We start from the raw sequence: 14,573 nt of genomic DNA, 5'->3' as shown, positions 1-14,573 counted from the left end.
ACATCGTGCTTCGATCCGCCGCCGACGCCTATGGGGGCGGTGACACCGTCGCCCGCCCCTGACTGTTCCTGGGAACAAAACGACGGCATTAAGCTGCGCTGATGGACCTCTCAGACGTGATCGCGGTGATCCATGGCCGGCTTCCCGGGCTGGGTGAGCGGATCGCGGAACGCATCCGCGCGGACGTCCCCGCCTACGCGGACGAGTCGCTCATCCCGTACGACTCGCTGCGCGGATCCTGCACGGCCAACGCGGACCTCGTCCTGAAACACCTGCACCGCGCCGGGGTCCCGGAGACCGGACCCGCCCGTGAGACCGGCAGGATCCGCGCCGAGCAGGGCATGCCGCTGGCGGACATCCTGCACGCGTACCGGATCGGCTTCGAATTCGTGTGGTCGGAGATCGTCACGGAGGCCCGCACCCATCCCGCGCTCCCCGACTTCCAGCTGGTGGACCGCTCAGCGGAGATCTGGCACCTGTTCGGCCTGTACGCCGAGGCGGTGGCGGCCGCGCACCGCGAAACCACAGCGGAGTTGGCCGTGCAGCGCGGCGCCCGGCGCTCGGCACTGGTCGAGGCGCTGTTCTCCGGCGTGCTCGCCGACCGCATCACGCTGTGGGACGCGGCCCGCGAGCTGGGCCTGCCGGAACGCGGCCCCTACGCCGTCGTCGCGGCGGCGGCGGACTCCCCCGGTGTGGAGCCGCTGCCGGGCGTGGAAGCCTCGCTGCGCCAGGCCCATCTGGCATCCGCCTGGCGGCTGTTGCCGGATCAGCAGATCGGCCTCATCGCCCTCGCCACACCGGAGGCGGAGGCCACCGGCCTGCGCATCCTGCGCCGCGCCGGCGCCCGCGTGGGCGTCAGTCCCCGGTTCGCCTCGCTGCGCGACACACCGCGGGCCCTGCGCTTCGCCCGGCTGGCCCTGGAAGGTCTGCCGGGCACCGCCCCCGGGGTGGCTCGCTTCGACGACGATCCGCTCGCCATGCTCGTCGCCGCAGCCCCCGCGGAGGCCGCGCACCTGATGGACGTGGTCCTGAAGCCCGTCCTGGACCTCCCGGGTATCGAACGCACGCGGCTCCTGCACACTCTGGAGAGCTGGTTCTCCGCCGGAGGCTCCGCGACGGCCACGGCGGAACGCCTCTACGTCCACCCCAACACCGTCCGCTACCGGCTGCGCCGTGTCGAGGAGCTGACCGGCCGCTCCCTGTCGGATCCGCGCACCGTGGCCGACCTCGGCGCCGCGCTGCTGGCCACGCGAAGCCCCGCGGTGGGACGAAGCCCGGACACGGACAAGGCGACGCCGCCTGTATGACCTCCACCGCGTCGGCGCGAGCAGGGAATCCGCCCCGCGATCCCTGGACGCACGCCGCTCCAGCGGGGCGCTCGGCGCCGGGGAGGGGCGAGATCGACATTGCCGAGCGGCGGCCCTGTCTCTGCCGCCCGTCTCACGCCGGTTGCACCTGACCGGTCTCGATCGGCTCCAGCAGCCTCTTGGGCCTCAGCAGTGCCCGGCTGACCGGATCGACCGGGTCGGGGTCGAGCCCCGGCCCCGGAAGCATGAGGACGTCCGGCACCGGCACGACGCTTCCGCAGGTGGGGCACTCACCGTACGGGCCGAGTTCGGTGCCGCAGTCGGCGTGCTGGAAGATCCGCAGCTTGGTCTCGCCGAAGTGCTCGCGTCCCCAGACGCCGAGCGAGCGCAGGGTGGGCCACAGGGCGAGGCCGCGCTCGGTCAGGACGTACTCGTCGCGCGGCGGTGACTGCTGGTAGCGCCGCTTGACGAGGATGCCCTCGGTGGTCAGCGCCCGCAGACGGGCGGCCAGGACGGCGCGCGGGGCGCCGAGGTGGACGAGGAAGTCGTTGTAGCGCCGGACGCCGTAGAGCGCGTCGCGCACGACGAGCAGCGTCCAGCGCTCGCCGACGATCTCCAGAGCCCGAGCGATCGGGCACTCCTGATTCGCATAGTCCTTGCCGAGGGGCATGACGTCCACTGTAGCCATTTCCGATCTACAGGTTCAATGAACGAACCTGAGCTGTTACGGTCGGAACGTGAGTGGATTCATTGAAAGAACCGACGCCTCTGCGTCCGGAACAGCCGCGGCAGGACCTCAGCGAACGGCACATGCCGCGGATCCCGCCGCAGATCCCGTTGCGGGGCCCACGCCCGTACACCCCGCCGCCACCCTCGCCGTCACCAGTGGCGCCACCGCCCTCGCCCTGATGGCGTACACCGCCCCGGCGGTCACGCTCGTGGACACCGCCGCCTCCCTGCACACCTCGCCGTCCGCCCAGGCGTGGCTGATCAACGGCACCCCGCTGGGCCTGGCCGCGGCGCTGCTCGTGGCGGGGAGTCTGGCCGACGACCACGGCCGCCGCCGGATCTTCGTCGCGGGCACCCTGGCCCTCGGTCTGACCACCCTGCTCGGCGCGTTCGCCACGACGACCTGGCAGTTCACCCTGGCCCGGTTCGCGCAGGGCGCGGCCAGCGCGGCGCTGCTCGCCAGCAGCCTGGGACTGCTGGCGCACGCCTTCCCCAGCCCGCGCGGCCGACTGCGGGCGACGGGCGTGTGGGGCGCGTGCATCAGCGCCGGGATCGCGGTGGGCCCCGTCCTCAGCGGCGCCCTGCCCGGCTGGCGGCTGGTCTACGGCGTCCTGGGCGTCGCCACGCTGCTGGTCGCGGCCGTCGGGACCCGCACCCTGACCGAGTCCCGCTCCCCGCGTGGCGGCCGCCCCGACCTGCTCGGCGCGGCCACCTTCGGAGCGGCGCAGGTGGCCCTGGTCGCGGCGCTGACCCTGGGCCGCGACGGCTGGCTGCGTCCGTCGGTGGGCCTGCTGTTCCTGGCCACCGTCGTCCTGCTGGCCCTCTTCGCGGCCGCCGAACGCAGGACTGCCACTCCGATGATCGACCTGTCCCTGTTGCGCAGCCCCCGATTCCTGGCGTCCTCGGCCGGCGGACTGTTCACGGGGCTGGCGGTGATCGGCCTGTTCAGCTTCCTGCCGACGCTGTACCAGCAGACGCTGGGTCTGTCCCCGATGGACGTGGCCTGGCTGTTCCTGCTGTGGTCCGGCCTCTCCTTCGCGGTCGCGCTCCAGGCCCGTCGCCTGGCCGGCCGCCTCCCCACGCGCGCCCAGCTCGTCCTCGGTTTCGCCCTGCACGCGGTGGGTGTCCTGGCGATGCTCGGCGCGCTCGACGCCGGCTCCTGGCGTCGACTGCTGCCGGGCCTGATCCTCGCGGGCGTGGGCAGCGGGCTGCTCAACGCCGCCCTGCCCCTGCTCGCGGTGGAGTCGGTGCCGGCGGCCCGCGCGGCCATGGGCTCGGGGGCACAGCAGACGCTGCGGTACGTCGGCTCGTGCGCGGGCGTCGCACTGACGATCGCGATCGTCGCCGGGACCGGCGAGGGGCCGGCTCGGGGCGCGGACGTGGCGCTGGCCGTGTCGGCGGGGTTGGCCCTGGTGGGGGCGGCGGGGGTGTGGGCTTTCCGGGAGCGGGGGTGACGGCGGTCGTACCCGACGAAGGGGTTCCCTGTGGACCGTCCGGGACGGGACGAGGCGGGTGCCGGCCGCGCGGGCGGAGGGGCCGGGCTCGGAGGTTCCGGTTTCGGAGGGGCCGGTCTTTGAGCGTCCGGTCTCCGCAGCCGCCGGTCTCGGCGCGGCCGGATCGCGCGTCGGGGCTATCCGGGACGGGACGAGGCGGGTGTCTGCCACGCGGGCTGCACAGCCGGTCTCGGAGCGGCCGGTCTCGCAGCGTCCGTATCACGTGTTGTCGCCCGTTTCGGGCGGGGTGAAGGTCCTCCTGCGGATGCCAGCGCCTGCCCGTGCCGACGAGCCGCATCGCGGGCCAGCCGCATCGTCGGCGGCCGCCACCGTAGGCAACCCCGAACCGTGGCGAGCCGGTCAGTCCCGCTTCCCGAACGCGCGCAGCAGACACTCGGTCAGCCGTGCCGCGATGGCCCCGTCCGGGTCCAGGCGGGGATTGAAGATGGTGACGTCGAAACCGACGGCGCCACCGCCGGACAGAGCCGTGTGCAGGATGGTTTCCAGCTCCTGCCAGGCAAGGCCGCCGGGCAGCCGGTAGTCGACGGCCGGCATGACGGCGTCGTCCAGCACGTCGACGTCGAGGTGGATCCAGTACCCGGCGACCGCGCTGTCACCGGTCAGCAGTGCGATCGCGCGACGCGCCGCCTCCGCCGCACCCAAGGCGCGCACCGTCTCCAGATCCATCGCGCGAAGCTGGCGTGGCAGCGGCTGCGAGCCGGCCTCCGTGGACTCCTCCGTGTCCCGGAAGCCGAGGGCGACGACGTCCTCGTCCTGCACCAGCCGGCCATGACCCTCCAGATCGGCCAGTTCGCGGGGGCCGCGGCCGGTGGCCAGGGCGAGTTCCATGGAGGCCACCTCGCCGGCCGGTTCCGCCGACGGCTGGTAGAAGTCGGTGTGGCCGTCGAGGAAGAGCAGGCCGTATCGGCCCCGGCGGCGCAGCGCGAGCAGATTGCCGAGCAGGATGCTGCAGTCGCCACCGAGGACCACCGGAAACCGGCCGTCGTCGAGGACACCGCCCACCGCGTCGGCGAGGGCGGAGGAGTACGCGGCGATGCCCGCCGGGTTGAGGACGCCGGTGTCCGGGTCCCGCTCCGGTGCGTAGGGAGGGGGCAGCACCCGGCCTGCCCGCACCGCACCGAGCCCCGTGGCGAGACCCGCACCGAGGAGAGCCTCCGGCAGGTCCTCGACCCCGGTCGGACGCAGCCCCAGCACAGACGGAGCCTCGATGATCCCCGGGTCCCGCATCCGGCTCCCTCCTGGCCCGGCGGTGCCGGACGACACGGCGTCCAGCCCATGAGCCCACCGTAACCGCCGGACGGACAGCCGGCGTGGCGGCGCCGGGCGGAGTCACGGGTGAGGCGCCGCGGACACGGTGCTCAGACGGCTGGTGACCAGGCAAGGCTGTTCGGCGTCACAGGCGATCGGCCGGTGGTCGGCCGGTGGTCGGCCGGTGGTCGGCCGGTGGTCCTGGGAACAGACCTCAGTGGCTGTACAGCCAACTGCCGTACGCGGCGTCGTCCACGACGTGGTACAGGCCGAGCGCCGCTGGACCGAGGACCAGCAGGAGCATGCCCACGCGCAGGCACATGGGAGCCACGACGGTCACCGCTCCGGTCTGGCCGGTGATCGTGCGCCAGTCCCTCCAGCGCCGGACCTCGCCCGCACTGGCCCACCAGAAGAACGCACCGATCACGAGCAGGAGCGCCCCGAAGAGGAGGAAGACGCCTCCGACGACGGACAGGAACTCCTCGCGGTCGTGGTGGTCACCGATGGACAAGGCCGCGACCGCGAGCGGTACGACGCCGACCACGCCGAAGACAGCCCCTCGCCGTACGACGTCCCTCACGCGCAGCCGGGGCAGTATCACTCCGTCCTGATCCCTCGTCATGACGGCACCCTAGCCCGATGATCAGGTAACGACGGCAACGCACGTCGGCGTGGGGGACGTGGTGAACGTCAGGAGCCGCCGAGGAAGTTCTCCATGGCCCGCCCGGTCATGGCGACGGTGACCGCTCCTCGCTGTGCCTCCGCGGGAAGGTGGGCACGGTCCTCCTCCCTGCGAAGGACGACCGGCCGGTCCGTCGGGGACACGCTCGCGCCGAGACGGTCCACCAGCTCGGCCAGGATGTCGAAGAACCGGCCGGGCGGGTAACGACTGACGGCCAGGCAGACCTCGTTGACGTCCACCTCGACCTCGTGGCCGTCGGCGGCCCGGATCAGCACGCCGCCCTGGAAATCCTCGTCGGCTGCGATGACGTACGGTCCCAGGACCTCCCGCACCAGAGCCATGTCCAAGGGCTCCGGCTCCCCTTCCCTGTACCGGAGCACGAACACGCTGCGACTCATCGCCCCTCCCCCACACGCCCTGGCGGCCGCCTGTGCCGACGCACATCCCCGACGGGGCGGGGGCACGGCCGTGCTCGGGCGATCGTACGGCGGCGAGTGATGCCCCGTTGGCTCAGGGGGCGGGGGCCGTGAAGGCGGTGACGAGCGTCCGGGCGCGGTGACGGAAGGTCTCGTCCTCGCGGATGATCCGGTCTTCCACTCCCGAGCGGATGGTCCGCGCGTCGCCGTCGGCGAGGGCGGACAGTCGGCGCAGGTGGTCGGAGGTCAAGGCGGCGGAGCCGAGGGCCTCCAGGGCATCACAGGCTCCCGTCGGATCGGCTTCCCGTTCGGCGGATAGCAGGACGGCCGCGGCGAGCGCCGTGCGGTCCAGCGAGGCGGGCTCCGCCACGGCCGCCAGGGCCAGCACTGCGGCCGGTACCTGCACGGGATGGTCGAGCAGGGCCTCCAGGCGGGGGGTGAGCGGCCGGCCTGCCGGGCCGAGGAGTGCCGATACCCGGGCGGCCCGCACCGCCGCCCACTGGGACCAGGGGTTCTGGGCGGCGCGGGCGAAGACCGAGTCGAGGGCGGCGACCACCGCGGCGTCGTCCTTCGTGGCGCGCCACAGAGCCTCGGCCAGCGCCGTGTCCGCGTCGAGGACGGGCGTGATCGTGGCGCCGGTCGGACCGCTGAGCGCCTCACGCAGGGCCGGCACCAGGGCGGCCGCCCGGGGACCGAGCGCGCCGGCCGTGGCCGCGGCCTCCGCGAGTCGGCGACCACCGCTGTGCAGCTCCCGGTCGAGGCAGTGCACCAGGGGTTCGTGCTCTCCGACGAGGTCGTACAGGGCCTTCGCGGCCGGGAGCGAGCCTTGACCCGCCGTCGTCCGCAAGAGCGTGACCGCCCGCGCGCGTTCACCGGGCGAGCTGTCGACGGCGATGGCGGCGACGGCCGGGGCGGCCTGGCCCGGGAAGTGCGCGAGCGCCTCGCACAGCTCGGGCAGCGCCGACTCGGCCTGCGCGCCCCACCCGCTCAGCAGACTCGTCAGCAGCCCCGGTTCCCTGCCGCTCAGGGCCTCGGGCCGGACGAGGCGGTGCCGGATCGCGGCGAGGAGTTCGCCGCTGTACGGGAAGGCGGCGGATTCCGCGGGATGCGGGACCCCGGCGGCGGCGTCGAGTGCCCGCGGCCGTCGTCCGAGGCCGGCGGCCAGGAGCGGCGCGGCCTGGCCCGGCGCGACCAGGACGAGCGCGGCAAGAGCGCGGTCCGCGTGGTCGTCCGCCTGCTGCGGGTTCCGGCCGGCGAGCGGGGCCAGGACGTCCGCGGCCGCTGCGGCGGCGGTGCCCAGACGGCCCAGCAGCGACGCCGTCGCCACCACGGACTCCTCGTCGACGGCCGCCGCGCGCAGGCCGTCGAGCAGCCTCCGCGGAGCGCTGCGGGAGAGCATGCAGGCGCGGTCGGCCGCCCACACGGCCTCGGCCCGCACCTCGACCCGGCCGTCCCGCAGGGCGGTGTCGAGCAGCGCGAACGCCGCCTCCCGGTCCGCGTGGCGGTTCCTGTTCAGCAGCGCCTCCACGACGGCCGCGAGCGGCTCGTCGCGTTCGAGGTCGAGGGAGTCGCCGCCGAGCGGTCCGGCCGGCAGGAGGGACAGCATCGTCGCCCGGTGCGCCTCCGTCCAGGGCAGCTCCGCGTCGAGGCAGGCGAAAACGGCGGCCAAGCGCAGCTCGGCCGGCCCGGAGGGCTCCAGGACGGTGGTGGCGGCCGCCGCGCCGGCAGCCGGGTCGAGCCGGGACATCCCGGCCAGGATCTCCGCACGCACCAGCGGCTCGGCCTCCTCCTCCCAGCGCCTGCGGAGGGCGGGCAGCACGAGCGCGTCCGCGCGGGTGTGGGACACCGCCCACACGGCGGTCCGGCGGGCCTCCGGGTCCGCGGCGCCCAGCAGGGGCAGAAGTAGCGGGAGTTGTCCGGCCACGGCCGCGCGGACCGTGCCTGGTGCCACGCCGTGCTCGTCCTGGCTCTCGGCCATGCCTCCGAGCAGCATCAGCACGTCCGCCACCTGGTGGCCGGCCGCCGCGATCCTCGCCAGGAACGGTGCCGCCTCCGCACTGGCGGCATAGACCGTCCCCTGGTGCAGCACGCTTCCGTACAACTCCGACAGCGCTTCGCCCGCCGCGCCCGCGTCGGTACCGGCCAAGGCCCGCAGCAGATCGGGGAGGTCCTCCGCGCTGCCGTAGGCGTGGCTGAAGGTGCACCAGGGAACGGAGTCCAGGCCGTCGAGCGGGTGTACGAGATCCATGCCCCGCATCGTGCCAGCGATGTCCGACATCGAGGACCTGCAGGCCGGCTCACGAACGCACCCGGCCGACCACGGCGCTCACAGGCACCCGGTTCGGGCGGCGTCCGCCGGCGGTGCCACTGACTGTCAGAGGTCACGGTTAGGGTGCGGGAGCCGTTCGAACCGGGGAGTGGGATCATGCGTTCGCATCACACCGTTGAGGTCATGTACTGCATGGGGTGGGATCCGCGGATGCGGCTGCCTGTGGGCGCGATGAGCGAGGACCGGGCGCGCGAGCGTGACGCGGCGGGAGAGGCGTACGCGGTGCTTCTCGGAGGCGGGGACCGACAGCGGGCGCTGTTCCAGGTGGAGTGGAAGAACCACTACCTCGGGGTGTTCCTCTTCGATGAACAGGAGCGCCGCGTCCGGGCCTACGACTACCGGGAACTGTCGGCCGGCCTGCTGCATCTGCGCTGCTACGAGGAATGGCGCCCGGCCTCTGCCGACGAGCCCGAATTCCCGGAGAACGGTTGGCACTTCACGCTCACCGCCAGACCCGGAAGCGAGACGGCGGGTGTCCGACTGCGCCATCGTGGCAGCCTGCACACCGTACGAGGCCTCCCCGAACACCACCGGACCCTGCGCCGCGCGGCATTCGGCGACTGGGCGGCGTACGTCGACAGCCGGATGCTCGGATGCGCAGCGGACGGTGCTCTGTCCCTGGCGCTCGCCACCTACGACGGACAGCCCGAACCCGCCGCCGCAGTCTGGTCCGTCCCGACGGGGCTTCGTCCCCGGTACCTGGAGGCCCTGTTCACCCCGGGCAGCCGCTTCGTGGACCCCCATTTCGGCACGGCGGTCGTCACGGCACCGGAGGAGGCCGGAGTCCTGCGGCTGCCCACAGGCTCGGTCATCGCCGCAGACCCCGGCACTCTGAGCGCGAGCGACCAGCCGTTCACCGTGTCGGTGCCGAAGGGCGAGTACCCCGTACTGACCGCCACCATGAAATGGGAGGCCGAGGGATGGGGCGAGTGCACCGCCGCCATGCTTCGCGTCCTCGACAAGCCCACCGCGAGCTGGGAACTCGCCACCCGGCCCGGTCAGGACACACGGCTGCTGGGCAAGGGGGAGTTCTACGGCTTCGGCGTGGACTCCGGCTTGGGGTCGTTCCTCGACGCGGCGGGGCGTGACGTCCTGGCCGCGGCGTTCGAGGACCTGCCGAAGTTGGGAGAGACCAGCGACCCCGACACGGGTACCAACCTGATCGCTTATCACAGCGGCAGGGGCGACGGATCGTACCCGGTTTGGATCGGACGTACGGCGGAGGGCGAGGTGACCTGCCTGGTCGCCGACATGCTCATCCTTCACCACGCCCAGGCCCTGCCACCGACCGAGCCGGACACCACCGTCTTCCTGTCCCCGGCCACGGCGGAGGAGCTCCCTCGGCCTCGCCCGGGCAGTGCGGGAGACGCGGCCGCGTTCATCGGCGCGATGGTTGCACAGGTCGCTGACTTCGCGGAGGGCCTGCGGAGGCGATAGCGGAGCGTCGTTGCACCACCGAGCGGCTCACGAAGCGCGGAGGCCGCTGTGGTCACGGCCGTAGCGGTCGCCGCGCGTCGTCGGGACGTGGCCGAGGTGGGCGGTGGTGAGGGCGGCCCTGATGTCACTAAGGGCGAAGCCCGCCCTGCAGCCGCCTACTCCGCCGCCACGATGCGCTCGACCGCGGCCGTCACCAGTTGTTCCCGCTCTGCCTCGGTGAAGACGTCCGGCAGGGTCAGTTGCTCGACGATCAGCCAGTTCAGCGCCAGCATGAGCAACTTGACGGCCATCGCGTCGCCGGGCAGGCCGGAGGCCTCGTGGTAGGCGACGTTGGCGTCGACGTCTGCCCGGACTCGCTCGGTGAGGACCTTGCGCAGCTCGGGGCGGCGAGTGGCCTCGAGGCGGAGTTCGAGCAGCGCGAGGTAGCCGGTGCGGAAGGAGGCGACACGGCCGACGAGTTCACGCATCAGCTCCGTGTAGGTTTCGCGGTCGCGGTCGGCCGCCTGCTGACGGGCGATCGTGGCCTCGTCGGGCTGGAGCCGCTCATAGACACGGGCGCCCGCCTGGGTCAGCAGGTCGTCTCGGCTGGCGAAGTAGTTGGACGCCGTCCCGACGGGTACGCGTGCCTCGGTGTCCACCGCACGGAAGGTCAGGCCCCGTGCACCCTCCCTGGCCAGGACCTCGATCGCCGCGTCGACGAGGGCGGCGCGCCGCTGGTCGTTCCTTCTCACCATGGAGACCACTCCAACCGTAGCACTACAGTCAAATCACTCCAGGCAGAGTACTACGGAGAGGCTGTCCAAAGACGCGCAAGCTCATCATCGACCTCGTCCAGTGGAGCCGGTGCCCTCTCAGCTGCCACCGCCGAGAAGGAAGGACGTCCAGCGGACACCGTCAGCGGATATGCGCCAGCTCCCGGCACCGGAACTGTCGCCCCACAGATAGCCGAACGCGGTCGTGGTCACCCAGCCCGAGATGCCTGCGGATCTCCCGTGGCGCGTGAAGGAACGACCGCCGTCGAGGCTGCGCCAGACTCCGTCCTCGCTGTGGACCGTCAGACTGCCGTCGGACCCGGCCACCGGGGTTCCAAGGATCGAGCGCGGCTCCACACCCTTGCGGTGTCTCCAGACCTGCTCCCAGGTGCGCCCGCCGTCCGTACTGCGGTGCAGGCTGAGAAGGCCGTTCTTCACGTCGGCTTCGTCCGGCAGTTGACCCGGTCGCGCCGCGTACAACACCTCCCCGGCACCGACCACCCATGCGGCCCTTTCCTGCCCCTCCGCCCCCGTCAACCGGGAGGTGCGCCAGCTACGTCCCCGGTCCTCGCTGACGGCGAGCGCGGGTCGTCCTGAACTCGGCTCTCGGCCGGAGACGAAAAGCAGATCCCGTGCCTTCTCCCCCGCTGAGCTCGTGGTCTCCCCCGCCGGGGCGACCACGCCCTTGAGCGGGGGCTGGGCGGCCAGGGTCCAGAACTGCCCGGTCGTGGGCTCGACGACGAGCAGAGGAGCCGGCGCGCACCCGTTGCCCTCCCGGTCCGCCCGAAGGCAGCCCTCGACCAGGACACCTCCCTCGGGCACCACCGCGATCGTGCCCGAGGGACTGCTGGAGCCCTGCCGCCAGTGGCGTCCGCCATCGCTCGTGAACCAGGTACGGTCCGGCGGCGGCCACCTGCCCTCGGTCATCAGTGCGCGTCCGGGTCCCAGCACCGTGAGCCCTGCCGAAATCCCGTCGCCATCCGTCGTGTCCGCCAGCGGCGACCGCCCGAGCCGCCACGCGCTCGCGCCCTGGTCCAGCACGGCGACTCTGTGCCGGCACCCGGCCTTCCCGCACTCACCCAGCAGCGCGAATCCACTGCCGTCGCCGGCGAAGCCGACATCGACCGGGTCGCCGGGCAGATCCGGTGCCGACGGGATCCGGGGAGACATCACTCGTGATCCCGACGGGATCAGGGGAGACAGCCCCCCTGACCCCACCGCGACACGCTCGCCCGCGCTCGTGCCCGACCCCGAGCACGCCGCGATCAACGCCAACACGCCCAGTAGGGCAACCCCCACCGCCCTGCACTTGACCCCCTGCATGGAACCCCCCGATCCAACTCGCCCGCGATGTCCCGTCGCTTCTGGTACACCGCTCACCGCGCTCGGGTTCCCACTTCGTGTAAAAGCCGTTCCCTCGCCCCCGGGCAGCGGCCCGTCGCGAGTGGGGGGACGAGCCTGCGCGCAGCGTCCGCGGTGACGAGGTCACCGCGGGAGCGCACGGCGGTGCATCGGAAGGCCGGCCGCCGTGACGCCTGTGTACCCACCACAGCGGTGCCCGGTTGCGCGCTGGGGCCGTGGGGCCGTCGGATCTGCTCACCCGCAACGGACGCAAGCGGGCCGCGGACCCGGTGCTGGTTCACCTAAGGGCGGTGACCCGCAAGGGTGCCCGGAAGGACAGCAGACCGAGCATCGGGGGCTCCGCCGCTCCCGCCGCCTCCGGCCGTGCTCCGGGCAGTCGAGTGGCCGCCGCGCGCAGGGCGATCGCCGCCTCCGTGCGTGCCAGGGACGCGCCCGGGCAGCGATGGCGGCCGACGCCGAACGCGAGGTGGTGACGGATGTTCGTCCGGTGCGGGCACATGCGCTCCGGCTCGGGGAAGACCTGCGGGTCGGAGCCGGTACCGAGCAACATCAGCAGCAGCTGGGCTCCGGCGGGGAGGCTCACCCCGCCCAGGTCGGTCGGGCGGGCCGTGATCCGGCGCCAGGTGGTGACCGGTGGTTCACGGCGCAGCACCTCTTCCACCCACGCCTCGGCCAGACCCGACTCCCCCGGCAGGCGTGGCCAGAGGCCGGGTTCGGCGAGCCCTCGCCTCAGCACTGTGGCGATGAGCTGGCCGGTGGTGGACTGTCCGGCGATGAACACGAAGAAGCACGCGGCCACGGCTGTTCCGACGTCCAGGGGCTCGCCGTCGGGAAGGCGGTGGCGGGCCAACGCCCCGACGAAGGACTCGGGCGGGGCGGTGCCGTCGCGCACGGTGGCGGTCAGCCACTGGTGGAACTCGCCGACGAGCTCCGCCAGTTCTCGTTGCCTGTCGGGTGTGGGCCTGCCCCAGAACAGTTCGAGAGAGGCGTCGCTCCAGCGGATCAGGGTGGCCGGGGCGATCCCCTGGATGCCGAGGAGCTCCATCAGCACACGGCAGGGCAGGACCTGCGCGAAGGAGGCGAACAGGTCGCAGTGGCCCGTGGTGTCGATGTCCGACCGCACCGCGTCGAGGAGTTGGTCCGCGATGCGCCGGATCATCGGTACGGCCGCGGCGACGCGCTCCGCGTTGAAGAAGCGGGTCACCAGGCGCCGCAGGCCGGGGTGGCTGGGGCTGCCGTTGTTGGCGAGGGCGGGCGGGAGCGTGAAGCCGGCCCGGGCCAGGATCCGCAGTGCCGAGACCGGCAGCGGGGTGACGGCCTGCAGCGCGTTGTCCGGGTGGAACAACGCCGGGTCGAGGAGTACGTGGCGCACGTCGTCGTAACGGCTGACCAGCCACAGTCCGGTGGCGGAGTCGTAGTGCACGGGGGACTGGGACCGCAGTTCGTCGAGCCAGGGGTACGGGTCTCCGACGTAGGCGTCGCCGAACAGATCGAGGAGGCCGAGCGGATCACGCGTGTCGAGGGCGCCGTGGCGGACGGCCGGGCCCGCCCCGGCAGTCCCGCTCTCGGGTGGGAAAGGGTCCAGAGCCGGGGAAGTCACGGCCGGACGCTAACACGCCCGGACGCGGCCCCCGTCTCCCCTGTGCGCGGCATCACTCGCCCACTCGCCGACATCATGGCGGCACGCATGCCGCACCACGCAAGGGCCAAGGTCTGTCCGGTGGCCGCACGCGGTCGACCGCCTGCGGCCAGCGGGCAGCGCATCGACCGCGTGCGGCCACCGGACAGAGCACCGACCCCCTGCTGCCACCGGACAGAGCGCTGTGGTGAGCGGGTCAGGAGAGCCAGTCGGCGTAGCGGGTGGGGGCGAGGTGCGCGTGCTTGTCGGTGAGGACGTCACCCTTGATGGCGGCGAACGCACCGGCGGTGGAGTCGGTGACGACCGTGCGGGTGTCGCCCTTGTGGGACAGGGTGATCCGGCCGAACTCGTCCAGCGAGAAGATCTCGGGACCGGCGATGTTCCGGATGCCGTTGAGCGGTGGGCCCGCGGCGACCTCCGCCACCGCGGCGGCGACGTCCTTGGAGGCGATCGGCTGGATCGGCGTGGCGGGCAACCGGACGGTGTCGCCGTCGGCGGTCCAGGAGAGTACGGCCTCCATGAATTCCATGAACTGCGTCGCCCGGACGGTCGAGTAGGAGACGGGCCCGGCCGCGAGGATGTTCTCCTGGAGCGCCTTGGCCCGGTAGTAGTCCAGCTCCGGCACCTGGTCCACGCCGACGATCGAGAGGATGACGAAGTGGCCGACGCCGCCCTTCTGGGCCGCGGCCAGAAGATTGTCCATCGAGGTCTGGAAGAAGGCCGGGGACGCTTCGTCGAAAGTCGGGGAGTTCGTCAGGTTGACGACGACGTCGGCTCCCGCCACCGCCTCGTCCAGCCCCTGGCCGCTGATGACGTCGACCCCGGTGGACAGCGAGTGCGGGACCGCCTCGTGCCCGGCAGCATTCAGATTCTCGACGACCTGCGACCCGATCAGCCCGGTACCGCCGATGACTGCGACCTTCATGACATGCCTTTCGTCGGGGAGCATGTCCGCAATATGGCATATAAACCGTAATGTGGTCGTGGCATGCGCCAAGGGAGGGCCCGAGGGAAGACGTCCGACGGAACCTCGGGTCAAGGCGGCCGAGTACGCGCTTCTCCGGCGACCGTTCTCGATCAGAGCGCTTCACACCGTCGCGACGGCCCTGGCCGGGCGTGAATCCGTGTGAAGATCCGACGGCGGGCGAGCCGGCCACC

Annotated in this window: 12 protein-coding genes; 3 read left to right on the top strand and 9 right to left on the bottom strand. The window is 72.5% G+C overall.

The features are described from left to right. Positions 1 to 101: 101 nt before the first annotated feature. Positions 102 to 1,307: a PucR family transcriptional regulator gene (locus ACIHAR_RS00970; protein ID WP_400015684.1), complete on the top strand. Its 1,206-nt coding sequence runs from the start codon at positions 102 to 104 to the stop codon at positions 1,305 to 1,307. A 133-nt stretch (positions 1,308 to 1,440) separates the two neighbouring features. Here ACIHAR_RS00970 and ACIHAR_RS00965 read toward each other — a convergent pair whose 3' ends face one another. Then, complete coding sequence (locus ACIHAR_RS00965; protein ID WP_400015682.1) at positions 1,441 to 1,977, bottom strand: winged helix-turn-helix transcriptional regulator; 537 nt, start codon at positions 1,975 to 1,977, stop codon at positions 1,441 to 1,443. Between the two features lie 79 nt (positions 1,978 to 2,056). Here ACIHAR_RS00965 and ACIHAR_RS00960 point away from each other — a divergent pair, with 79 nt between their 5' ends. Then, positions 2,057 to 3,490, top strand: a complete 1,434-nt coding sequence (locus ACIHAR_RS00960) for an MFS transporter (protein WP_400016310.1) — start codon at positions 2,057 to 2,059, stop codon at positions 3,488 to 3,490. A 399-nt stretch (positions 3,491 to 3,889) separates the two neighbouring features. On the opposite strand, the gene ACIHAR_RS00955 is transcribed toward ACIHAR_RS00960, so the two are convergent. From ACIHAR_RS00955 to ACIHAR_RS00940, 4 genes are all read right to left on the bottom strand, one after another. Beyond that, positions 3,890 to 4,777 (bottom strand): arginase family protein, encoded by an 888-nt coding sequence (locus ACIHAR_RS00955; protein WP_365456362.1) that lies wholly within the window; start codon positions 4,775 to 4,777, stop codon positions 3,890 to 3,892. 235 nt (positions 4,778 to 5,012) lie between these two features. Next, positions 5,013 to 5,420, bottom strand: a complete 408-nt coding sequence (locus ACIHAR_RS00950) for a DUF6336 family protein (protein WP_365456365.1) — start codon at positions 5,418 to 5,420, stop codon at positions 5,013 to 5,015. A gap of 68 nt (positions 5,421 to 5,488) precedes the next feature. After that, complete coding sequence (locus ACIHAR_RS00945) at positions 5,489 to 5,878, bottom strand: hypothetical protein (protein WP_400015679.1); 390 nt, start codon at positions 5,876 to 5,878, stop codon at positions 5,489 to 5,491. Positions 5,879 to 5,990: 112 nt separating this feature from the next. Beyond that, positions 5,991 to 8,144 (bottom strand): hypothetical protein, encoded by a 2,154-nt coding sequence (locus ACIHAR_RS00940; RefSeq protein ID WP_400015677.1) that lies wholly within the window; start codon positions 8,142 to 8,144, stop codon positions 5,991 to 5,993. Positions 8,145 to 8,321: 177 nt separating this feature from the next. On the opposite strand from ACIHAR_RS00940, the gene ACIHAR_RS00935 reads away from it, so the two are divergent. Then, positions 8,322 to 9,662, top strand: coding sequence for a DUF4241 domain-containing protein (locus tag ACIHAR_RS00935; RefSeq protein WP_365456374.1), 1,341 nt, complete (start codon positions 8,322 to 8,324; stop codon positions 9,660 to 9,662). A 155-nt stretch (positions 9,663 to 9,817) separates the two neighbouring features. Here the strand turns inward: ACIHAR_RS00935 and ACIHAR_RS00930 are convergent, their stop codons facing one another. From ACIHAR_RS00930 to ACIHAR_RS00915, 4 genes are all read right to left on the bottom strand, one after another. Beyond that, positions 9,818 to 10,396, bottom strand: a complete 579-nt coding sequence (locus tag ACIHAR_RS00930; RefSeq protein ID WP_365456994.1) for a TetR family transcriptional regulator — start codon at positions 10,394 to 10,396, stop codon at positions 9,818 to 9,820. 117 nt (positions 10,397 to 10,513) lie between these two features. Next, positions 10,514 to 11,584 carry a sialidase family protein gene (locus tag ACIHAR_RS00925; RefSeq protein WP_365456377.1) on the bottom strand — a complete coding sequence of 357 codons (1,071 nt, stop codon included), beginning with the start codon at positions 11,582 to 11,584 and terminating at the stop codon, positions 10,514 to 10,516. Between the two features lie 469 nt (positions 11,585 to 12,053). After that, positions 12,054 to 13,376, bottom strand: coding sequence for a cytochrome P450 (locus ACIHAR_RS00920; RefSeq protein WP_400015673.1), 1,323 nt, complete (start codon positions 13,374 to 13,376; stop codon positions 12,054 to 12,056). Between the two features lie 235 nt (positions 13,377 to 13,611). After that, positions 13,612 to 14,340, bottom strand: coding sequence for an SDR family oxidoreductase (locus ACIHAR_RS00915; RefSeq protein WP_400015671.1), 729 nt, complete (start codon positions 14,338 to 14,340; stop codon positions 13,612 to 13,614). Between the last annotated feature and the right edge of the window lie 233 nt (positions 14,341 to 14,573).

The sequence above is a fragment of the Streptomyces sp. NPDC052016 genome, from assembly GCF_044548445.1.
Lineage (GTDB): Bacteria > Actinomycetota > Actinomycetes > Streptomycetales > Streptomycetaceae > Streptomyces.
This window is presented reverse-complemented; position numbering and strand designations above follow the sequence as displayed.

Excerpts from the sequence above, each read along its gene's own strand:
- ACIHAR_RS00970 (WP_400015684.1), top strand. The coding sequence starts at position 102 with ATGGACCTCTCAGACGTGATCGCGGTGATCCATGGCCGGCTTCCCGGG.
- ACIHAR_RS00965 (WP_400015682.1), bottom strand. The coding sequence starts at position 1,977 with ATGCCCCTCGGCAAGGACTATGCGAATCAGGAGTGCCCGATCGCTCGG.
- ACIHAR_RS00955 (WP_365456362.1), bottom strand. The coding sequence starts at position 4,777 with ATGCGGGACCCGGGGATCATCGAGGCTCCGTCTGTGCTGGGGCTGCGT.
- ACIHAR_RS00950 (WP_365456365.1), bottom strand. The coding sequence starts at position 5,420 with ATGACGAGGGATCAGGACGGAGTGATACTGCCCCGGCTGCGCGTGAGG.
- ACIHAR_RS00945 (WP_400015679.1), bottom strand. The coding sequence starts at position 5,878 with ATGAGTCGCAGCGTGTTCGTGCTCCGGTACAGGGAAGGGGAGCCGGAG.
- ACIHAR_RS00940 (WP_400015677.1), bottom strand. The coding sequence starts at position 8,144 with ATGGATCTCGTACACCCGCTCGACGGCCTGGACTCCGTTCCCTGGTGC.
- ACIHAR_RS00935 (WP_365456374.1), top strand. The coding sequence starts at position 8,322 with ATGCGTTCGCATCACACCGTTGAGGTCATGTACTGCATGGGGTGGGAT.
- ACIHAR_RS00930 (WP_365456994.1), bottom strand. The coding sequence starts at position 10,396 with ATGGTGAGAAGGAACGACCAGCGGCGCGCCGCCCTCGTCGACGCGGCG.
- ACIHAR_RS00925 (WP_365456377.1), bottom strand. The coding sequence starts at position 11,584 with ATGTCTCCCCGGATCCCGTCGGCACCGGATCTGCCCGGCGACCCGGTC.
- ACIHAR_RS00915 (WP_400015671.1), bottom strand. The coding sequence starts at position 14,340 with ATGAAGGTCGCAGTCATCGGCGGTACCGGGCTGATCGGGTCGCAGGTC.